We start from the raw sequence: 20,722 nt of genomic DNA, 5'->3' as shown, positions 1-20,722 counted from the left end.
AAATAACTGCAGGAATATGTTAAAATTAAAATATCGGCGGGCTTCAGCAAGCCTTATGCCGATAAACTATATATTAAGGAGTGTTGCCGTCATGGCACGCACAAAAACGCAAAAAGCTCTTCTTAAAGCGGAACGCTCAGGCACCTGGTGCGCAGAACGTAACCGCAGAATAAATCAGGACTTTGGAGCAATCTCCCAGCATGAACGAATCACCCCCGGCAAACGCCAGCAACTGAATAAGGTCAAACACAAGGAGCGGATCTTCCAGGATGACGCTCCTTTTACATATCCAATCCCTAGATTTTCTCGCGGCTGTAGATGCGGTATTGCTTAGGAGACATCCCGAAACGGCTCCGAAATACACGGTGAAAATAGGTATAGTTCGCAAAGCCGCAGGTTTCGGAGACATGCTCCAGCGGCATAGGGCTGAAGGTGATTCTCTCCCGCGCCATTTCCAGCCTGACGTCATTTACATACTTCACAATCGTGGTGCCAAAAGCCTCCTTGAACAGGTGAACCGCCCGCGAGACGGAAATATCCACATATCCGGCCACATCCTCAAGGTGGAAGGGGTACGCGGCATGCTCCTCTACATATTGCTTCATGCGGTAAGCCAGGTAGCCCTTGGCCGAAACCGCAGGCTGCTCAGACATCAGCCTGTCGATTTCCAGACAGAGAATCTGCAGATAACAAGCGGAAATTTCCGGTGAGGAGTCAGAAAGCCTCCGCTGCTCAAGCACAATTTGGCGGAACAGGCCAAGAAAGTTCTCACTGTGGGGAACATGCAGAAGCGCAGGCCGCTGCTTGCGGGTCCACCACTCTTCAATCCACGGCCCTCCGCAAAAGATATGATAATCGCCGCTTTCGACCCGCGGCTTGCCCACCGGATGGGTCTCTTTGTCGATACTCAGGTAGTAGGGATCTTTTGGCCCAAACAGCATCAGATCGCCGTTCTCCACGCTCTGGACCGTGCCGTCAATCATGGTCCGGCTGCGTCCCTCTGTCTGCAAGCGCAGGAGATAATACTGGACGCCTTCGCTGCGGGACATATGGAACGGCTTGCGGTGAAATGAGAATCCTGCGGAAAGCACATGGCATAGTAAATTAGGTGTCATAGGTCCTCCTGGACAGCGTAATGTGTCTTTTAAAAGATAAGCAGATTGTTCATGTTTTAATCATATTATTCATTTTATTATATACGCTTTCATATTACTATGTACCTGAGCAAAAAACATATATAAGATGTGGAGGAAGCTGTATTTCGGCTCTGAAGGCCGGATAAACCAGTTTGTGGAAATGCGTGGATAGGTGAAGTGAATAAGGAACATTCGGGCAGTGCAACCCTTTTGTTCAGGTTAAGTGAATTTAAACCCAGGTAGGAGTGAGATGAAGATGCTAAAGATAGGTTTGCAGCTATATACGCTGAGAGAAGAACTGGAACAGGATTTCGAAGGAACATTGCGCAAGGTGGCGGCGCTGGGATACAGCGGTGTGGAATTCTTTCACTTTTTTGGCCGCTCGGCAGAGGAAGTGAAGGCACTGCTTCAGGAGACGGGACTGGTGGCCATTGGAGCACACCGTCCGTATGACGCCTTGCTGAATGATACAGAGCAGGAGATCAGCTATAACCTTGAAATAGGCAACCACAATCTGATTGTGCCTTATTTGACGGAAGAGCAGCGTAATTGGGAAGAGGTTGCTGCTAACCTGCGGGTTATTGGAGAGAAGTGCAAAGAACGCGGGGCTGTTCTTTCTTATCATAATCATGATTTTGAATTCACGGAGCATTTTGGCGGACGCACTGCTTTTGACGGCATTTTCGAGGAAGTGCCTGCGGAGCTTCTGCAAGTGGAAATGGATACCTGCTGGGTGTATTACGGCGGCTATGATCCTGTGGAATACATCAACAAGTATGCGGGACGCCTGCCGATCATCCATCTGAAGGATATGAAGAAACGTGAAGACGGCTCGCCAGAGACGGTTGTGCTGGGAGAAGGGGAAGTGGATCTGGCCGCGATTGTGGAGGCTGCTGCTGCAGCGGGCGTGGAATGGGCGGTAGTGGAGCAGGATTATTGCAGCCGTTCGCCGCTTGAGAGCGTCACGGACAGCATGAAATGGGTTAAAACATACGCAAGCCAAGGAGGAAAAATTCATGTCTAACAAACTAAAAATTGCTATTATCGGTTGCGGTGGTATCGCAAACGGTAAACATATGCCAAGCTTGTCCCGTCAAAAAAATGCCGAAATGGTGGCATTCTGCGACATCATAGAGGAACGCGCACAGGAAGCGGCGAAAACTTATGGTACAGAAGATGCCGCTGTGTATACTGATTTCAGGGAGCTTTTGGCAGCAGGCGGATTTGACATTGTGCATGTATGTACCCCGAATGACAGTCACTCTGTGATTTCAGTAGCTGCGCTTGAAGCAGGCAACCATGTATTGTGTGAAAAGCCAATGGCCAAGACTGCAGCGCAGGCTCAGGAAATGCTCGACGCTGCGCGCCGCACCGGCAAAAAGCTTTCCATCGCTTACCAGAACCGCTACCGTTCGGACAGTCAATACCTCAAGGGTCTGTGCGAAAGCGGAGAGCTTGGCGATATCTACTATGGCAAAGCGATTGCGCTGCGCCGCCGTGCCGTTCCAACCTGGGGTGTGTTTCTTGACGAAGAGAAGCAGGGCGGAGGCCCGCTGATTGACATCGGTACCCATGCGCTTGACCTGACCTTATGGCTGATGGATAACTACAAACCGCATATGGTTGTCGGTTCAACCTTCCACAAGCTGGGGCAGCGGAAAAATGCAGCCAATGCTTTCGGCCCTTGGGACCCGGAACAGTTCAAGGTAGAAGACTCCGCGTTTGGTTACATCACTATGGAGAACGGAGCTACCATAACTCTGGAATCCAGCTGGGCGCTTAATGTATCCGAATTCGGAGAAGCTAAAACTTTGCTCGCAGGAACCGAAGGCGGCGCGGACATGAAGGACGGTCTTCGTCTCAACGGCGAACGTGCCGGGCACCTGTATGAAACCAAGGTCGACCTGTCTACCGGTGGTGTAGCCTTCTACAGCGGGGAAGCGGAAAATGAATCAGATCGTGAAGCCCGCCTGTGGCTGGAAGCGGTAAGTGAAGATAAAGAGCCGGTCGTTAAGCCGGAGCAGGCTCTTGTTGTAACACAAATTCTTGAAGCGATTTATGAGTCGGCACGTACGGGCCGCGCGGTATATTTTGACGGAAGTTCGGACAACTAAGGGATAGCTGTACGAGCGAACTGAAAAAAATTAATAGGGGCAGAAGTGACGGAGGGGAAGTTTGGAACTGGAGGAGCGGTAGCGTTCGCCTTTGTATCCGGATTTCATCTGCTAAAAGCGGCATGAATCAAGAAATCTGGATACAACAGCGGCCGGAAGTCCAAACATTCCCCGCAGTTACGCCCAGCCCCTATTATGATGATTTTGAGTTCAGCTTGTATAAGTCACATTGTTAGTAACAGGAGTGGAGACCATGAGTTCAGACAAACATTCCGTAGTTATCGTAGGCTACGGTGGAATGGGAAGTTATCACACACAACTGATTGAAGAGAACGGCCGCCTGAAGGTGGCTGGAACGTTCGATCTGCTGCAGGACCGCCGCAGCGCTTCGGAGGCGGCGGGATATCCCGCTTATGCCAGCTATGAAGAGGTTCTGGCTGATCCGGGTGTTGAGGTTGTATTAATCGCTACGCCGAATGATGTGCACAAGGACATTGCCATCTCGGCTTTCAGAGCAGGCAAGCATGTGATTTGCGAGAAGCCGGTGGCCTTATCCTCGGATGAGTTCACCGAGATGGTCAAGGCGGCAGAGGGAGCCGGACGTGTGCTGATGGTTCATCAGAACCGGCGGTGGGATGAGGATTTCCGGATCATTAAGGAAATGTATGACAAGGGGACAATTGGCCCGTTGTTCCAGCTTGAATCGCGCGTGCATGGCGCCAACGGCATTCCCGGTGACTGGCGGCATGTGAAGGAGCAGGGCGGTGGCATGCTGCTGGATTGGGGCGTACATCTGCTGGACCAGCTGCTGTTCATGATTGACAGCAAGGTTGCCAGCGTAAGCAGCAATCTGAGTTTCATTCTCGGCAATGAAGTGGATGATGGCTTTGATGCGGTTCTGCAATTTGAGAATGGAATCAAAGCAATTGTTGAAGTAGGCACCACCAACTTTATTACACTGCCAAGATGGTATGTGAAGGGTACAGAAGGAACAGCGATTATCGAAGACTGGTCCTTGACGGGAAGAATTGTCGCCCGCAACCATGAGAGCGAGAGACTAGAGCCAACGCCAATCCGTGCCGGAGTAGGCCTGACCAAGACGATGGCCCCTCCTTCGGAAGGGTCAACGATCACCGAGGCGCTGCCGCCTGCGGCTGAGCTGCCTTCCAGCTTCTATGACAACTTCACGGACGTCATTGAAGGCACGGCAGAGCCTATCGTCAAGAATTCCGAGGTGCTGCGTGTGCTGAAGCTGATCGAAGCTATTTTCGCGGCTGCTGAGACAAATCAGACCATCAAGGATTTCGACATATACGGGAACTAACCGATATAAGATGAACTTAATCTAACCATAAAAAGGAAACAAATTATCCACGAAAGGGGTAGGGATATGAAGCTTGGTGTATTTATGGTACTATTCGGGGGGCGCAAGCTGGAGGATGCGCTGGATTATGTGGCATCCAAAGGGCTGAAGGCTGTAGAAATCGGCACTGGAGGCAATCCGGGGAACAGCCATTGCGATCCCAAGCTGCTGCTGGAGAATGAGACGGCGCTGAAGGAATTCAAAGCTGCGGTGGAATCGCGCGGCCTTATGATCAGTGCGCTCAGCTGTCACGGCAATCCGCTGCATCCGCAGAAGGAGCTTGCCCGCAAGGATCATGAGGATTTCGTCAACTCCGTCAAATTGGCACAGAAGCTGGGAGTTCCCGTTGTGAACACCTTCTCCGGCTGTCCGGGCGATCATGAGGGGGCGAAATATCCGAACTGGCCGGTAGCTCCTTGGCCGAATGACTATCAGGAGATTCTGGCCTGGCAGTGGGAAAACAAGGTGATACCGTATTGGAGCGAATGGGGTGCTTTTGCTGCCGAGCATGGGGTCAAGATCGGCCTTGAGCTGCATGGAGGCTTCTCTGTGCATACGCCGGCTACCCTGCTCCGTCTGAGAGAAGCGGCAGGGGAAGTGATCGGTGCGAACCTTGATCCGAGCCATATGTGGTGGCAGGGCATTGATCCCGTACAGGCGATTCACATTCTTGGACGTCAAGGCGCCATTCATCATTTCCATGCCAAGGATACCGTCATTGATCCGGTGAATGTGAACAAGTACGGCTTGACAGATATGCAGCCTTATACGAATATGCTGGACCGCGCCTGGCAGTTCCGCTCGGTCGGCTTCGGCCATGATGTGAAGGTCTGGGCAGACATCATCAGTGCTCTCCGTTTGGTCGGATACGACTACGTTGTCAGCATTGAGCATGAGGATGGCCTGATGTCCATTGAAGAGGGCTTCTCCAAAGCCGTGAACAATTTGCGCCAGGTACTGATTGAGGAACCACTTGCGGAAATGTGGTGGGTCTAAAGCATGGAGAGCTTCACTAAAGTCAAATTAACAGATTCGCAGCTAAGTACTTTAGTAGCAAGCACCTTTGGGACGGAGACGGCCATAATCAACAGCACAGAGCTGACCGGGGGATTTTTTAATACAGCTTATGATATTGAAATGAACAATGGCCAGCATGTCATTCTAAAGGTTGCCCCTGCAGCGGAGACAGAGACCTTAAGCTATGAAAAGAACATTATGTACGCCGAAGTGGAAGCTCTTCGCATGGTGCAGGCCGCAGGAACTGTTCCGGTTCCTGCCGTGTACAGCTTTGATGATAGCTGCGAGCTGATCCCGTGCCCGTTTTTTTTCATGGAAAAGGTTGAAGGCCAGCCTTACTCTGAAGTGAAGGATAGTCTTTCGGAGGAACAAAGAGCTTCTATAGAGTACGAAGTGGGCCGTTATCAGCGTTTGATCAATGAGATCAAGGGAGACAAGTTTGGCCTCTTCGTCCAGCACGACGGGGAGACAGGTGCGGGCTGGCGTGAGACATTTACGGCTATGATGGATAGTGTATTTGCTGATGCTGAACGGCTGCAAGCCGTGTTGCCGGCTTCGATTGATTCGATCAAGCGGAGCCTTGAGAAATATCTCCCTGCGCTTGAAGAAGTGACTGAGCCCCGGCTGATACATTGGGATATATGGAATGGCAATATTTTTGTCAAAGACGGAGTTGTCGTCTCGATCATTGATTGGGAGCGGGCCATGTGGGGAGATGTGCTGCTGGAGTTTTATTTCCGGCATTTTGAGAACTCGCAGGCTTTCTTTGAGGGGTATGGGGCCAGATTTAACAGTCCTAATGAACAGCTTCGCATCAAGCTGTATGATCTGTACCTTGATCTGATTCTGGTTGTTGAATGTTACTCCCGGCAATACAAGGACGAGAATCATGTGCACTGGGCGTTCGATAATCTGACAGAGACCTTGAAGACTTTTGATGGTAATATAGAAACAACCGTATAGCAAAACAGGCGGCCGATTCTCTACAGAGACTCCGGCCTTCTTGCCTGTATAGACAATGGAGGGAATGTTCCTGGAAAGCGCAACAAAAAGCAAACTGACTTCTGAGCAGCAGGACTTGATCGTTAAGTCCGCTTTTGGAAGCGGGGTAACCATCTTACAGCGGAAGGAGCTGACCGGCGGATATTTTAACGCTGCGTATGACTTGCTCCTCTCGGATGGCAGAGAGACGATTCTCAAGGTTGCTCCGTCAGATGATACTGAGATTTTGAGCTATGAGCGTAATATTATGATGGCGGAGGTTGACCTGCTGCGGCTGATTCGTTCCAAAGGAACAGTGCCGGTCCCCAAAGTGTACATCTACGACAACAGCCGGACTGTAATTCCGTTCAACTTTTTTTTCATGGAGAAGGTCAGGGGCGAGCCTTACAGTGATCTCAAGGATACCTTGACACCTGAAGCGAGAGCAGCGATTGAGTCTGAGCTGGGCCGGTATAACCGGTTCATTAATGAAATACGCGGAAAGCGTTTTGGCATGTATAATGCGCCTTCTCATATTTCGGATGATTCCTGGCGTGATACCTTTGGCCGTCTGGTGACAGCTCTGCTCGATGATGCACAGCGTCTGGATGCGCCGCTTCCAATCCCGAGAGAGACGATTGAGGAGGAGATGGCCAAGCTGCTGCCCGCACTCGATGCTGTGACAGAGCCGCGTCTGGTGCACTGGGATTTATGGGATGGGAATGTGTTCGTGCGCGATGGCCGGATTGTTGCCCTAATTGATTGGGAGCGCGCGCTCTGGGGCGACCATCTTATGGAATATTACTTCCGTTATGTTGAGGATACAAGGCACTTCTGCCGCGGCTATGGCGGGGGCTTTGACAGCCCGAACGAGACCGCCCGCAAAAAGCTGTACGACCTGTACATTGACTTGATTTACTTCATCGAATGTTATTCGCGCAAATACGACAGTGAAGGGCATTTGGAATGGGCTCACGGCAATTTGCTGGAGGGCTGGCAGAGGTTCATGAGCGTTTAGCTTTTATGGGTAGCAGGGAACGTTACAAGAATACATGACAAAATTGTTGCGGAATATGGTAGTTTTCAGAAAAAATCTTGACGTAAGCGCATAAACATAGATAAAATAATACTTATTGCTTGTTTGCGTACTGAGAATCATTATCACAATTTGAAAAGAAGTAGAGAGGGTGACAGGATGGAGCGCCTTTTAGAGGTAAAGGACCTGGCTATATCATTCAGAACACGCGGAGGAGAAGTACAAGCAATCCGTGGTGTCAGCTTTCATGTGAATAAAGGAGAAACTCTGGCGATTGTAGGTGAATCCGGTTCAGGCAAAAGTGTAACCTCCCAGGCCGTGATGAAGCTGGTTCCTCAGCCGATGGGTCAATACAAACGCGGACAGATTCTGTTCGAAGGTCAAGACCTGATTAACAAAAGCGAGAAGCAGATGCAGAAGATTCGCGGTAAAGAAATCGGGATGATCTTCCAAGATCCGATGACCTCGCTCAATCCGATGATGAAGGTCGGCAAACAAATTACAGAAGTGCTCTTCAAGCATGAGAACATGTCCAAAGATGCCGCCTACAATCGTGCTATTGAGCTGCTTGGCCTGGTGGGAATCCCTTCACCGGAGCGGCGTTTTCAGCAGTATCCGCATGAGTTCAGCGGCGGGATGCGCCAGCGTGTTGTTATTGCCATGGCGCTTGCAGCGAACCCTAAGCTGCTGATTGCCGATGAGCCGACAACCGCGCTCGATGTGACGATTCAGGCGCAAATTCTGGATCTGATGAAGGATCTGCAGAAGAAAATTGATACCTCGATTATTTTCATCACCCATGACCTTGGGGTCGTAGCAAGAATGGCAGACCGTGTAGCTGTTATGTATGCCGGACAAATTGTCGAAATGGGTACCGCTGAAGAAATTTTCTATGATCCAAGACATCCGTATACTTGGGGTTTGCTTGCCTCCATGCCAAGTCTCGAAAGCAAGGGCTCCATGCTTACAGCGATTCCCGGAACACCTCCCGATCTGATCAAACCTCCGAAGGGGGATGCCTTTGCACTTCGCAGCACTTACGCCATGAAGGTTGATATGGAGAAGGAGCCGCCAATGTACAAGGTATCCGATTCGCATTTGGTGAAATCCTGGCTGATGCACCCGATGGCGCCGGCGGTAGAACCGCCTGCAGTGGTGAAGAAGCAGCATCGTGAACTGAAGAACAATTATCCTCAACCGATTTTGGTTGAAAACCCCAGCGAATATTAATTTAGAGCTGCAGGAGCATTGCAGATGAATCAGCGTCAGGCCGTTAAGTCGGCTTGGCGCTTTTTTGCGCAGAATGGAGCCTTTATGTTTAATTAAACATGAAATAGTACTAATATATCTAAATAAAAGTATTGACTATTTCAGCTTTTCACAGCAAAATGTAAGGGTATACATAGGAGGCTGGAAAATGAAAAAACGAACGTTAACCGCAGCGCTATCCTTATCCTTATTAACAGCGTGCAGCAGCAGTAGTGCCCCTGAGTTTAATAATGTATCCGTACATGATCCATCAGTGATCAAGGTGGATGATACGTATTATGTATTCGGCTCCCACCTGGCTTCGGCCAAATCCAAGGACCTGATGGACTGGAAGCAGATTTCTTCAGGAGTGGAGGACGGGAATGTGCTCATTCCTAATGTTACCGAGGAATTAAGCGCTACGCTGAACTGGGCTCAGACCGATACCTTGTGGGCGCCTGATGTCATTCAACTCGCGGACGGGAAATTCTATATGTATTATAATGCCTGCCGCGGAGATTCACCGTTGTCAGCAATGGGCATCGCCGTGTCCAGCAAGATTGAAGGCCCCTACAAGGATCTGGGGATCATTCTGAAGTCCGGCATGGCTGGCATTGGCAATGACGGAGAGAGGTACGACGCCACTATGAAGCCAAATGTGGTGGACCCTGATGTGTTTTATGATGAGGACGGCAAGCTGTGGATGGTCTACGGGTCTTACTCCGGGGGCATCTTCATTATGGAACTGGATGCTGCGACTGGCTTTCCGCTGCCGGACCAGGGGTATGGCAAGAAGCTGCTCGGCGCCAACCATGCCCGGATTGAAGGGCCATATATGCTGTACAGTCCTGAAACGGATTACTATTATCTCTTTCTGTCCTACGGCGGGCTGGATGCGAAGGGAGGCTATAATATCCGTGTAGCCCGTTCGAAGAATCCGGACGGTCCATTCGAAGATTCCGAAGGCAAAGCGATGCTAGATGCGCAAGGCACAAAGGGAGTGCTGTTCGATGATAAGGCCTATTCGCCTTACGGGGTGAAGCTGATGGGCAATTTCGAATTCTTGAATACGGAGGGCGAACCGGCAGCAATCGGAGCAGGCTATGTATCTCCCGGCCACAATTCGGCATATTATGATGCCAAGAGCGGGAAATATTATTTGATTTTTCATACCCGCTTCCCTGGAAGGGGAGAGGAGCATGAGGTGCGCGTGCATCAGATGTTCATGAACAAGGACGGCTGGCCGGTTGTTGCTCCACACCGCTACAGCGGCGAGAAGATAGGAAAGTACACAGCCGAAGACGTCATTGGAGAGTACAAGCTTGTGAATCACGGCAAAGAGATCACAGCGAAGATTGCTCAATCACGGCTCATTGAGCTAAAGGCTGACGGGAAGATAACGGGAGCGGCAACGGGAACCTGGAAGCTCAGCGATGAGCATACTGCGGAACTGACGATAGATGGTGCTGTGTACAGCGGTGTTTTCCTGCGGGAATGGAATGAGGCTACGGGCAGCCAGGTGATGACGTTCACGGCGGTGTCGGAAGCAGGCATTTCCATTTGGGGAAGTCATGTATCTGTGGAGAAAAAGTAACAGCTAGTCGCGCAGCCCATTATTGAGTACGGAATGTACGTTATATGCCTCCAGATTATCGTGATGAGCGGTAATCTGGAGGTTTTTTGTTGTTATTCCTCCTCATATTTCCGCAGGACAATAACTGCGTTGTGGCCTCCGAAGCCAAAAGAATTGGATATCCCGATATTCAGGCTGGCGGTACGGGCAACATTTGGCACATAGTCCAGATCACAAAGCTCATCAGCCTCTTCCAGATTGATGGTAGGCGGGATGATGCCGTTCTGGATGCTTTTGACCAGTGCGATGGCCTCTAGGCCACCGGCTGCGCCAAAAGCATGTCCGGTCATCGACTTGTTCGCTGTCACAGGGATACGGTAGGCCTCTTCACCGAACAGCTTTTTGATCGCCATCGTCTCCGAGCGGTCTCCGACCACAGTACTGGTCGCATGGGCACTGATCACATCCACTTCTGCGGGCTTGATGCCAGCCTCGTTCAGCGCCAGCTTCATCGCCTGATAAGCTCCGATTCCTTCGGGATGTGAAGCCACCATATGATAGGCATCCGAGGTTGCGCCATAACCGATCACTTCGCCGTAAATGACGGCGTTTCTGCGCAAGGCATGAGAGAGTGACTCCAGTATAACTATGCCTGCGCCTTCACCGATGACGAACCCGTCGCGGCTGACATCAAAAGGACGGCTCGCCTTATCCGGCTCATCGTTGCGCGTGGATAATGCCGTCGCATTTCCGAAGCTGGCCAGCGCGATTTCGGAAATCGCAGCCTCTGCACCTCCGGCAAGGATAACATCGGCGCTGCCGTAGCGGATCAGCCGGAAGGCTTCGCCAATCGCTGTATTGCCTATTGAGCAGGCAGTAACCGGAGATAGAGCCGGCCCTAGCGCCCCCAGCTTAATGCTAATCATTGCTGACGCCATATTGGAGATGAGCATAGGAATGAGGGTCGGGCTGATCCTCTCCGGTCCGCGCTCCCGCAGCAAATCTCCCTGCTCCATTAGCGTCTGAATGCCACCAACACCGGAGCCTACATATACGCCCAGCCGCTCGCGGTCAATTTTGCTGAGCTGAAGCCCGGAATGCTCCCAGGCCTCTTCTGCGGCAGCCAGCGCGAACTGGCTGAAGCGGTCCATCCGCCGCGCCTCCTTACGCCCAAATCTTGTCTCGGGATCGAAGTCCCGCACGGCTCCGGCAATTTTGGTCTTAAAATGTGTTGTATCAAATGAAGTGATCGGTGAAATCCCCGATTGACCGTCAACCAGACGGCTCCAGAACTGCTCCACAGAATTTCCAAGCGGTGAAATGAGGCCCATACCGGTAATAACTACGCGTTCCATAAGCATCCTCCTAAAAGTTTTTGATATAAGTTGAACTTTAGATTTTCTGGTTTTTACGTTCATCTTAAATAGCTTCGAAAGCAAATCCCCTGCACGGGGTATGCCTGTATTTTTCCATGGATCTTATCCTATTACAAGTTGTCATTTATCATAGTATAATTACTACTATTCTCAGCATAGGATAAAGAAGAGGGGTTAACATCATGTCCAATCAAACGCGGCTTCAAGCACTATCGGATTTCTTGAAATCACGGCGTGCGGCCATATCTCCCGCCTCCGTGGGACTGCCTGAGGGCACACGCAGAAGAACCCCGGGGCTGCGCCGGGAAGAGGTTGCGCAGCTCGCAGGAGTGAGCAATACATGGTATACATGGCTGGAGCAGGGCAGGGATATAAAGGTATCGCCATCGGTGCTGGATTGCATCGCTGCGGCTCTGCAACTGACCAAGGATGAACGGAGCTATTTGTTTGCATTAGCATTGGAGAACAGCGCTGGAGCGGCCGCTTATCCGCAAGAGGAGCCATCTGTTATCAGTCCGTCCTTGCAAAAAATTTTGCATGAGCTTACCACCTGTCCCACCATCATTTCAGACCGACGCTGCGGTATTGTGGGCTGGAACGAGGCGGCGGCGCATGTGTTTCTGAACTTCGCCAAGCTGGCGCCGGAGGAACGTAATATGATTGCATTATTATTCGCCCGTAAGGAATTTAAGCGACTGGCGGTGAACTGGCAGCAGTTCGTCAGAGGTTATTTAGCCATCTTCCGTGCCTATTACGGGCAGTATGTGGAGGACCGCTGGTATGATGATTTCATCGCGGATATGAAGGGGCAGCATCCGGAGTTCAATGCGCTGTGGGAAGAGAGCCAGGTCAGCTCAGCCCCCGATGTGGTGCTCGAATTCCGTCATGCCAAGGCAGGGAAAATGCTGTTTCATCTGACCTCGCTCCAGGTCCAGGGCAGCACTGATCTGCGTTGCAGCATTTATACGCCTGCCGGGGATTCTAACACGGAAGCCAAGCTAAAACAGCTTATGGAACAGCATGTGCTAGAGTGATGATAAATTTATTTTATGAATTCATAAAAAACTATAAATATGCAATGTAACATTTGGCGTTTATACTCCTAATATGATGTTAACTTTTTGAACCGGAAAAGGAGCAAACAAACAATGGCAAAAGTGACCGGATTGGAAGGCGTAGTGGCAGGGGAGACGGATATCGGTTTGGTGGATGGCGAGAGGGGCTATTTGGTATACCGGGGGTATTGGGCCAAAGAGCTGGCAGTGACCCGCAGCTACGAGGAAGTAGCTCATTTACTGTGGAATGGGCATCTGCCGTCAGCGGAAGAACTGGAGCTGCTCAAGCAAGAAATGGCTGCGGCGCGGACAATGCCGGAATATCTCTGCCGGATGATTGACCTGCTGCCTGCATCGGTGCCGCTGATGCTGGTGCTCCAAAGCGCAGTAGCTGCCTTGGGGGAAGGCAACACAGCCTGGCCGCCCACACAGAAGCAGGGGATGAGACTGACGTCGGTTCTGCCGACCATTATTGCCTATAGATATCGTAAGCTGAACGGATTAACGCCTGTGGAACCGTTATCAGAGCTTGGGCACGCCGCCAATTACTTATATATGCTGACTGGCGAAATTCCTACAGATGCCCATATGAAGGCTCTCAGTGCGTATATGATCCTCTGCATGGAGCATGGCATGAATGCTTCAACCTTCGCCGCCCGTGTGATTCTCTCCACTGAATCGGATATGTGTGCGGCGGTAAGCGGGGCTATTGGGGCGATGAAAGGTCCGCTGCATGGCGGAGCTCCTTATGAGGTTATCTCCATGCTGGAGGATATTGGAACGAAGGAACGCGCTGAACCGTGGCTCCGCCATGCGCTGAACAGCGGAACGAAAATCATGGGCTTTGGACACCGGATCTACAAAACCAAAGATCCGCGCGCCGAAGCGCTGCAGATTGCCACTCAAGAGATGATTGGCAATGATGCTTCCTTTGACCTGGCTCTTCATGTGGAGGCAACTGCGATCCGTCTGCTTGATGAATATAAGCCTGGACGCCGGCTGTTCACCAATGTTGAATTTTATGCCGCCGCTATCCTGCGCGCGCTTCATCTTGCACCAGAGATTTTCACACCAACCTTCACTGCCGGAAGAATCGTCGGCTGGACATCGCATATTATGGAACAAGCAGAGAACAACCGGATTTTCCGTCCGCAATCGGTCTATACCGGACCGATGCCTGAAGCGGAGTTTTAAGAATCATTTGCTATGTAAGCTCGGACATATAGAAAGCGTCCCCGGCTGATTACCAGCCGGAGATGCTTGAACAGGGAATGATAATGAGAGTATGAGGTGATACTCTAGCTCATTTTTTAGAAATCCGATATTGCAACTTCAATTTAGCACAATTTAATAGGCTGGCTTCATAGCTTGCAGATTGCTAGAATCAGTTGGTAGACAGAAACTCCAAACAGCTTGTAATATGGTAAACTGAGAATAACTCAGTTAATAGGTAAGGAGAATGACGATGATCAAGCTGGTTTCCTGGAATGTCAACGGGTTAAGGGCATGTGTAGGCAAAGGCTTCAATGAATATTTCAAAGAAACTGCTGCGGACATCTTCTGTGTGCAGGAGACGAAGCTTCAGGAAGGGCAGATTGCTCTGGAGCTGGGAGAAGAATATGAACTGTATTGGAATTATGCGATCAAAAAAGGCTATTCAGGAACTGCGGTTTTTACCAGAATCAAGCCTCTCTCCGTTAGATATGGTATGGAAGAGAACTCGGAGCCTGAGGGCCGGATAATTACTTTGGAGTTCAATGGATTTTATCTAGTCAATGTGTATACTCCAAATGCCAAACGCGACTTATCCAGGCTGGACTATAGAATGGAATGGGAGGACCGGTTCCGCAGCTATCTGCAGGAGCTGGACAAGCATAAACCGGTGCTGGTCTGCGGGGATCTCAATGTCGCCCATCAGGAGATTGACATCAAGAATGCCAAGTCTAACCGGGGAAATTCGGGATTTACCGATGAAGAACGCGGGAAAATGACACTTCTGCTGGAATCCGGCTTCATAGATACCTTCAGATATTTCCACCCCGATCAGGAAGGGGCCTATAGCTGGTGGTCCAATATGCCCAAGGTGAGAGAGCGTAATGTCGGCTGGCGCATTGACTATTTTCTCGCTTCCTCCCGTCTTGCACCGAGTTTATCCAAGGCGGCAATAGATTCCAGCATACTTGGCAGCGATCATTGTCCGGTAGTTTTGGAGCTGGAAGCTTAACAGGAATAATTGCTATAACAGTGGATACAAATAGAGGCCATATCATCCCGGTAATTGGGAGATATGGCCTTTGACTTGCTGCCTGCATTCAATAGATTATTCCAGATGGCCCACTAGAATTATTGTCTGATCTTCCGGTGGAAAGGAAACATTAAATTGCTGTGAAACCACAATAGTAGACTCTTCAACAGCTATTTCCAGTGTGATGCAGAAAGCAGTTTCTACAAACCGCAGGGTCAGCAACAGCTTATTCTCCTGTGTCCAGGTAAAGCTGGACATGATCAGGTTGACTGTATTGTCCAAAATTGTGGCGGTGCTTGCAGCCCATTTACCACGGCCCAAGGCAACAGTCTGCTCGCCGAACATACCGTATAGCGTCAATATTGCTTCAGTGCCGCTGAAAGCAATCGCAAAGGTTTCCAGATTATACATATTTTCTTCCAGCTTATATATTTGTCCGCTAAGTACCTTCTCCAGCTCTGAAGACCGCTGCTCCTCTGGGGGATTAAGGCTCAGACTGTTAAGCTGATCTGCAAGTGCTGCCGCTGCAGGGTTGTCCGGAAGAGTCTCAGGCTCAGACTTCATGGCAGGCAGGAGATGATCCCATACGGCATCCATGATTCTCTGCATATTGTTTGTTCCGCTTGTGATAGCAACTACCGCATCCTGCTGTGGCATAACCATGCATAGCTGTCCAAAAGCTCCATCAGCACGGTACGCATCATGACGGCATTGCCAGAACTGATAACCATAGCCCTGAGACCAGTCACTGCTGCTGGCTTCAGGGCTTCCGTTTCCATTCTCAATCTGCTTGGAGGTTGCGGCGGCGATCCATTCCTTAGGCAGGATTTGCTCGTTATTCCACATGCCTTGCTGTAAATAGAGCTGGCCGAATTTTGCAATCTCCTCCGTGGTTACACTCAGCCCGTATCCTCCGACATTGATTCCCCGTGGACAGGACTCCCAGGTGGGGCTCTTGATGCCAAGCGGAGAAAATAAGCGTGGCTCCAGGTATTCCAGCAGCGTGAGACCGCTTACTTTTTGCAGAATGGCAGCAAGCATGTAAGTGGCACCGGTATTGTAGAGGAACAGAGACCCGGGTGTTTTTTCAACAGGGAGTTCCAGAAAGGCTCTGACCCAATTGCCATCCGCGCTGCGCTGCATGTCCATTGTAGTATCGAAGGTATGGCCGGTTCCCATCATTAACAGATGGCTGATCTTCATTTCCGCCAGATTCGGGGAGATGTCTGCTGGAGCCTCGTCAGGGAAGAAGGAGACTACCTTGTCATCCAGTGATAACAGCCTCTCTGAAACAGCGATGCCAATTGCCGTGGATGTGAAGCTTTTGCTAAGTGAAAAGAGTGTATGAGGCAGCTCTGGCTTGTAAGGTGACCACCAGCCTTCCGCTACAACATTGCGGTGACGCAGCAGCATGAAGCTGTGCAGCTCGATGTTTTGTTCCTCAATGGCGTTCAGAAAAGCGGATATTGCACTTGAGGGTACTCCTTGCGCTTCTGGAAAGCTTCGTGGCAATTGACTTGCAGTGCTGACGGTTCCCATATCTACATCTCCCTAAATTTATTGGGGCGAGTCCTCTGCTCAGCGTGTGATTACATTTGCTAATAGATATGTAGTTTGAGAGGATACGCCTTATAGATTTCATTATACGTTCAGGTCTTGTAAAAAGAAATTTCTCCGTGCAAGGCGGAACTATGATCACGCGGAGTCTGCTAAAGTATCTGAGCCTGAACTGTGCGGCATTTCCGGCCAGGTGATTACGCTGCGGGTCCGGCTTAACCTTTCATAGACCAGCTGCGGGTTCCGCTTGAAAATTCGGATGATTAAGTGGAAGAGAAAAACAAAATCTGTTAAGAGAGCCAGACCCCGCAAGTCGGCCGGCCACCAGATTCCGCCAATCAGAATTCCATACAGCAAGATGTATCTCACCACAAGTTCCCCTAAACGGCTGCGTCCCTCTAGTCCGCTTATGCGAATGCGTACGATCCATTTTCCCAGTGTCCGCCCGCCAGTCAACCAGGGGAGCAGCACGAAATACACGGCGGTTGTTATCCAGTAGGCACCTTGCACTGACCACAAATTGAGCGCCAGAGCGACAGGCATCCAGACCATCGCATCCAGCATAAAAGCAATGCCCCGGCGCGTATATGTGACTCTTTTGGCGGATAGATCCACCTTGCTGTCAAGCTGTTCGATACGCGGCAGCAGCCCCGACACCCACAGCGCAATTCTGTACCCAACAATGCCGCCCAGTGTGTTGGTAATCAAATCATCGACATCAAAGATACGGTAAGGATAATCGAAAAATCCATAGATTCCCGTAATCTGTGTAACCTCAAAACAAAGGGACAATGCGAAGGACAGCAAAATGCAAACTACCCATCGGGTGCGGAAATAGTAGCCCAGGAACAAGCCAAAGGGTACGACAAGGGCCACATTGAACGCTGCCTGCAGAAAAGCCGGGTCGCTAAAAAGCTTCAGATAGGATGAAGGATCATTTGCCTTCAGGGCGGTGTTTTGCTTGATTTCCTGAATGAACTGCAAAGGGATGTGCTGAATCATTGAGCCTGTAGGCGGTGCGTTATGCCGTGAAGAAGGCATTGGCAGCATAATAAGAAAGAACGCGTTGAGCAAATAGAGCAGCAGCAGATAAAGCACCAGCGCTCTGACCTTGTTGATATAACCATGCCGCCGGTATTGCACAATAAGAAAGGGGAGCGTGAAGAGCAGCGCCGCCAGCGGAAAAAACATAAATGCGTGAGAGATAGGAAAAAGATAAGGTTGAAGCATGATCCACCTGCCGTGTGTATGATAGTAGTGAGCTGCTCACCACCAAACCATCAGTAATCCTGAATCAGCTTCATGGAGAGCCCTCCACTCATTTGACGTTCTTCTCTGCCCTTATCCCTGCAATACATGTGAAAATAGAATGTGAATATTAAGGAATTGACGAGCCAATCCGGCATACATATGTCTGGAGAGGAGCGTGAAGCCGCATGGAGAAAAAGGTGCAGCAGTATTATAAGCTCAAAGGGAAGCAGAAGGAGATTGAGAAGGAACTGGCAGAGCTTCGCCAGGATATCCTGGACTATTGCGCGGAAAAGGGGGAGACGGACAGCGAAATAGGCGCCTACAGAGTGAAGCTGGTCACACAGAACCGCAAAGAATATGATGACGAGAAACTGTATCAAACCTTATCCGATCCGGAGGTATGGCGGCTGCTCTCCCGGGCGGACCCGGCCAAAATCGCCAGCCTGACCAAGCTTAATATCCTCCAGGAAGACAAACTCGCTCATACTTATACCCTGAAGACTGTCACTCTATTGCAGGTAGATAAAAAATAACGAGCCTCTGTTAATGAAGAAAGCAGATTGAAGTGCTTCGTCGTAAGTAAGACGGGCGGTTGCTCCCGGAGGGGGCGCCGCCTATTTGCGCGTGTAAGAAGTGAAGGGAGGGAAGGGCAATGAATAAATATGCGAAATATTCAGGGTCAATCTAACAATTAGTGATTGATTGAACGAGAGAGAGTAAAAGGCTATTTTCGAACAAGCATCAGAACGGGTGAAAAAAAGAAGCGAACATCAAGATAACGGGAAAATCTCCCTCTATTCCGGGCAGGAACAGACGGTTCTAGGAAAATAGTAGGAAAGTATCCCCTTATAAAGGGCTGGTAGCCTTTCCGTCGTAGATTGGATGATTATACAGGGAGGGATTCCCCAATTTCAAAGTGAGCCCAGAGTATTGCATTTCGAAGTCACGTAGGTTCCAGAATATAATTTATCCTTCTATTTTTTGAGAACGAACGCCGCCTCTTTCAGAGGACAGAAAGTAGTTTCTTCTTGGCATGCGCTTTTTTTGAAAACAATTCAAAATAGATTTATTAATAATCCCGGCTGTAAAAAGCGCTATAGAATTTACATCTTCTATAGGACTGATTTTTACAGAGGGGGGACCTAGCTTGCAGACTCAGGCAACCGTGAGCAAGGAAAAAGAGAATACTTCCGTTAACCATAAACCATACAACTATCCACAGACGTTCGTGAAGCCAGCAGCTGCGCGGCAGCCGGACCCGGTGGAGATTATCCGGCGTATCCGCAAGAACCCAGCTTCGTTGACCCGGGAGGATCAGATGGCGCTCCAGCGGACCCTGGGCAATCGCGCCGTCGTTCAATTGTTATCTGAGCTGAAGAAGAACGGCAAGAAAGAGGAGAAGACGGATAGCGAGGCAGACGGAAAGCAGGAGGGGAAGGGAGGGGGAGGTCTGGAAAAGCCCATCGAGAGTCAGGGGGCGCAGGCTGCAGAAACGCTTCAACCCGTACAACCCGCTCAGCCTGCACAGGGGGAAGAGAAGCTGGTGGTTAAAGTGGAGCCGGCAAGTGAGGCGCAGTCGCAGGTGCAGCAGACTCAGAGTGTGGCACAGGCGGCTATGAAACATAGCAGCGCTGTTCTTGAGCAGCAACCAAGCCAGAAAGCTATGCCAAGCGAGAAAATAATGGGGTTTCTAAAGAAGAATCTGCTGGAAAGCTCTGTAAAGGGGAGAGCTTCGGCTGGCAGTGTAGAAGGCGCTGGGAATTCGGCTGCTGGACAAACGGGTGGAGAAGGTAAAACGGCAAAGGTTCATCAGAAGAAAGGAGCGGGAGCTGCTTCAAGTGAGAAGGGTAACGTAAAAGAATCGGCTGTAGAGCAGGCTGAATCACAATCAGCGGAAACTAAGGACGGCAAGGGCAGCAAAGATGGCAAAGGGAGCAAGGGGGCTAAGGACGCCTCGGAGAAAGCTGAAAAAGCCGTAAAAGCCGCATCAAAGGAACCTTCACTGGGAGATGCCCTCGGCGCTATAGCCGGGGACAGCAAGGAAGCCCCCGCCAAAGCCAAGAAGGTCAACATCCGCGGTGAAGATCCGGGGCAAATCCTGGATCAGCTCACCCAGGTTCAGCCTACCGAAATGGGCGATGCGTATGCCCAGGCCGTGGAGGTCTCTGCAGGAGCTTTTGAGAAGCAGAAGCAAAAGACGAAGCAGTCTCTCCCGGCGATCCCCACACCGACGGGACTCAAGGGGAAAGTAATACAAGCCCGGAGAAAGCCGGTGCCACTGAAGCACTCTACTCCAGAGAGCTATAAGAGCGAGCGTTCCGGGGGAGCCGCAGCTCCGGGGAACCTCGAACGGATGAACATCAGCTCCTCCGGCTCGGACGGAAATCCTGAAGCCATTATGAGCGAAATCCGTTCCGCCGCAGCCCAGCCGCCAGGCATCAGCATGACAGGCGAAGCTGATCCCTCTCAAGTAGAGGGCTTCAGCCAGGAAGCGTCGCAGCAAGTAGGTGCGGCGAAGCAGGCGGAGATGGGCCAGATCAACAACCCGTTTGGTGAAAATGACATCTATCCCGAGCCAGATGGCTCGACCCTGAAGGCGGGCGCAGAGCTGCAAGGCAGCAACACCCCCACCGCCAAAAAGCTGCCGGGCTTGGCGATCCCGGGCGAGATGACCGCAGGCCTCAACAAGTCACTTGCCCCGGAAATGAACAAGCAGCTCGGCGCCAAGCAGGCCGAATACAACAAGGAAAAAGAAAAATTCGACAGCAAA

General features: G+C 50.7%; 16 protein-coding genes and 1 pseudogene. 13 read left to right on the top strand and 4 right to left on the bottom strand.

Features of this window, described 5'->3' with window-relative positions; genetic code table 11:
- Window positions 1-296: 296 nt before the first annotated feature.
- On the bottom strand, window positions 297-1,115 hold the full coding sequence (locus ACX1DY_RS18735) for an AraC family transcriptional regulator (protein WP_458965723.1): 819 nt from the start codon (window positions 1,113-1,115) through the stop codon (window positions 297-299).
- A gap of 277 nt (window positions 1,116-1,392) precedes the next feature.
- Here ACX1DY_RS18735 and ACX1DY_RS18730 point away from each other — a divergent pair, with 277 nt between their 5' ends.
- The 8 genes from ACX1DY_RS18730 to ACX1DY_RS18695 all read left to right on the top strand — a co-directional run bounded on the left by ACX1DY_RS18730 (window position 1,393) and on the right by ACX1DY_RS18695 (window position 10,489).
- Window positions 1,393-2,160 carry a sugar phosphate isomerase/epimerase family protein gene (locus ACX1DY_RS18730; protein WP_458965722.1) on the top strand — a complete coding sequence of 256 codons (768 nt, stop codon included), beginning with the start codon at window positions 1,393-1,395 and terminating at the stop codon, window positions 2,158-2,160.
- Window positions 2,153-3,250, top strand: coding sequence for a Gfo/Idh/MocA family protein (locus tag ACX1DY_RS18725; RefSeq protein WP_458965721.1), 1,098 nt, complete (start codon window positions 2,153-2,155; stop codon window positions 3,248-3,250). The genes ACX1DY_RS18730 and ACX1DY_RS18725 overlap by 8 nt, the downstream gene beginning before the upstream one ends.
- Before the next feature lie 253 nt (window positions 3,251-3,503).
- Window positions 3,504-4,574 (top strand): Gfo/Idh/MocA family protein, encoded by a 1,071-nt coding sequence (locus ACX1DY_RS18720; RefSeq protein ID WP_458965720.1) that lies wholly within the window; start codon window positions 3,504-3,506, stop codon window positions 4,572-4,574.
- 66 nt (window positions 4,575-4,640) lie between these two features.
- Window positions 4,641-5,609: a sugar phosphate isomerase/epimerase family protein gene (locus ACX1DY_RS18715; RefSeq protein ID WP_458965719.1), complete on the top strand. Its 969-nt coding sequence runs from the start codon at window positions 4,641-4,643 to the stop codon at window positions 5,607-5,609.
- 3 nt (window positions 5,610-5,612) lie between these two features.
- Complete coding sequence (locus ACX1DY_RS18710) at window positions 5,613-6,593, top strand: phosphotransferase family protein (RefSeq protein ID WP_458965718.1); 981 nt, start codon at window positions 5,613-5,615, stop codon at window positions 6,591-6,593.
- Between the two features lie 64 nt (window positions 6,594-6,657).
- Window positions 6,658-7,629 (top strand): phosphotransferase family protein, encoded by a 972-nt coding sequence (locus ACX1DY_RS18705; protein ID WP_458965717.1) that lies wholly within the window; start codon window positions 6,658-6,660, stop codon window positions 7,627-7,629.
- A gap of 177 nt (window positions 7,630-7,806) precedes the next feature.
- The gene (locus ACX1DY_RS18700) at window positions 7,807-8,877 is read left to right on the top strand and encodes an ABC transporter ATP-binding protein (protein WP_458965716.1); all 1,071 of its coding nucleotides are present in this window, start codon (window positions 7,807-7,809) and stop codon (window positions 8,875-8,877) included.
- Window positions 8,878-9,064: 187 nt separating this feature from the next.
- Window positions 9,065-10,489 carry a glycoside hydrolase family 43 protein gene (locus tag ACX1DY_RS18695; RefSeq protein WP_458965715.1) on the top strand — a complete coding sequence of 475 codons (1,425 nt, stop codon included), beginning with the start codon at window positions 9,065-9,067 and terminating at the stop codon, window positions 10,487-10,489.
- Between the two features lie 92 nt (window positions 10,490-10,581).
- Here ACX1DY_RS18695 and fabF read toward each other — a convergent pair whose 3' ends face one another.
- Window positions 10,582-11,823, bottom strand: coding sequence for a beta-ketoacyl-ACP synthase II (gene fabF / locus ACX1DY_RS18690; RefSeq protein WP_458965714.1), 1,242 nt, complete (start codon window positions 11,821-11,823; stop codon window positions 10,582-10,584).
- 203 nt (window positions 11,824-12,026) lie between these two features.
- Here fabF and ACX1DY_RS18685 point away from each other — a divergent pair, with 203 nt between their 5' ends.
- From ACX1DY_RS18685 to ACX1DY_RS18675, 3 genes are all read left to right on the top strand, one after another.
- Window positions 12,027-12,878: a helix-turn-helix transcriptional regulator gene (locus ACX1DY_RS18685; protein ID WP_458965713.1), complete on the top strand. Its 852-nt coding sequence runs from the start codon at window positions 12,027-12,029 to the stop codon at window positions 12,876-12,878.
- A 114-nt stretch (window positions 12,879-12,992) separates the two neighbouring features.
- A complete protein-coding gene (locus tag ACX1DY_RS18680; protein ID WP_458965712.1) occupies window positions 12,993-14,093 on the top strand; it encodes a citrate synthase in 1,101 nt (366 codons plus the stop codon).
- A gap of 274 nt (window positions 14,094-14,367) precedes the next feature.
- Window positions 14,368-15,123 (top strand): exodeoxyribonuclease III, encoded by a 756-nt coding sequence (locus ACX1DY_RS18675; protein ID WP_458965923.1) that lies wholly within the window; start codon window positions 14,368-14,370, stop codon window positions 15,121-15,123.
- A gap of 96 nt (window positions 15,124-15,219) precedes the next feature.
- Here ACX1DY_RS18675 and ACX1DY_RS18670 read toward each other — a convergent pair whose 3' ends face one another.
- Window positions 15,220-16,683, bottom strand: coding sequence for a serine hydrolase domain-containing protein (locus ACX1DY_RS18670; protein WP_458965711.1), 1,464 nt, complete (start codon window positions 16,681-16,683; stop codon window positions 15,220-15,222).
- 156 nt (window positions 16,684-16,839) lie between these two features.
- Window positions 16,840-17,931 (bottom strand): VanZ family protein, encoded by a 1,092-nt coding sequence (locus ACX1DY_RS18665; RefSeq protein WP_458965710.1) that lies wholly within the window; start codon window positions 17,929-17,931, stop codon window positions 16,840-16,842.
- 206 nt (window positions 17,932-18,137) lie between these two features.
- Between ACX1DY_RS18665 and ACX1DY_RS18660 the strand changes: the two genes are divergently transcribed.
- Both ACX1DY_RS18660 and ACX1DY_RS18655 read left to right on the top strand, forming a co-directional pair.
- Window positions 18,138-18,485, top strand: coding sequence for a hypothetical protein (locus ACX1DY_RS18660; protein WP_458965709.1), 348 nt, complete (start codon window positions 18,138-18,140; stop codon window positions 18,483-18,485).
- Window positions 18,486-19,099: 614 nt separating this feature from the next.
- Window positions 19,100-20,722: pseudogene (locus ACX1DY_RS18655) on the top strand (HNH endonuclease); the annotation flags it as partial.

This window comes from Paenibacillus sp. BAC0078 (assembly GCF_054483875.1).
The sequence above is the reverse complement of the archived record's forward strand: the minus strand, read 5'-3'. Positions and strand labels throughout refer to the sequence as shown.

Bases quoted from the DNA above. Each gene is read 5' to 3' on its own strand.
- ACX1DY_RS18715 (WP_458965719.1), top strand. From the start codon at position 4,641: ATGAAGCTTGGTGTATTTATGGTACTATTCGGGGGGCGCAAGCTGGAG.
- ACX1DY_RS18730 (WP_458965722.1), top strand. From the start codon at position 1,393: ATGCTAAAGATAGGTTTGCAGCTATATACGCTGAGAGAAGAACTGGAA.
- ACX1DY_RS18720 (WP_458965720.1), top strand. From the start codon at position 3,504: ATGAGTTCAGACAAACATTCCGTAGTTATCGTAGGCTACGGTGGAATG.
- ACX1DY_RS18725 (WP_458965721.1), top strand. From the start codon at position 2,153: ATGTCTAACAAACTAAAAATTGCTATTATCGGTTGCGGTGGTATCGCA.
- ACX1DY_RS18700 (WP_458965716.1), top strand. From the start codon at position 7,807: ATGGAGCGCCTTTTAGAGGTAAAGGACCTGGCTATATCATTCAGAACA.
- ACX1DY_RS18670 (WP_458965711.1), bottom strand. From the start codon at position 16,683: ATGGGAACCGTCAGCACTGCAAGTCAATTGCCACGAAGCTTTCCAGAA.
- ACX1DY_RS18710 (WP_458965718.1), top strand. From the start codon at position 5,613: ATGGAGAGCTTCACTAAAGTCAAATTAACAGATTCGCAGCTAAGTACT.
- ACX1DY_RS18660 (WP_458965709.1), top strand. From the start codon at position 18,138: ATGGAGAAAAAGGTGCAGCAGTATTATAAGCTCAAAGGGAAGCAGAAG.
- fabF (WP_458965714.1), bottom strand. From the start codon at position 11,823: ATGGAACGCGTAGTTATTACCGGTATGGGCCTCATTTCACCGCTTGGA.
- ACX1DY_RS18695 (WP_458965715.1), top strand. From the start codon at position 9,065: ATGAAAAAACGAACGTTAACCGCAGCGCTATCCTTATCCTTATTAACA.
- ACX1DY_RS18735 (WP_458965723.1), bottom strand. From the start codon at position 1,115: ATGACACCTAATTTACTATGCCATGTGCTTTCCGCAGGATTCTCATTT.
- ACX1DY_RS18705 (WP_458965717.1), top strand. From the start codon at position 6,658: ATGTTCCTGGAAAGCGCAACAAAAAGCAAACTGACTTCTGAGCAGCAG.
- ACX1DY_RS18680 (WP_458965712.1), top strand. From the start codon at position 12,993: ATGGCAAAAGTGACCGGATTGGAAGGCGTAGTGGCAGGGGAGACGGAT.
- ACX1DY_RS18665 (WP_458965710.1), bottom strand. From the start codon at position 17,931: ATGCTTCAACCTTATCTTTTTCCTATCTCTCACGCATTTATGTTTTTT.
- ACX1DY_RS18685 (WP_458965713.1), top strand. From the start codon at position 12,027: ATGTCCAATCAAACGCGGCTTCAAGCACTATCGGATTTCTTGAAATCA.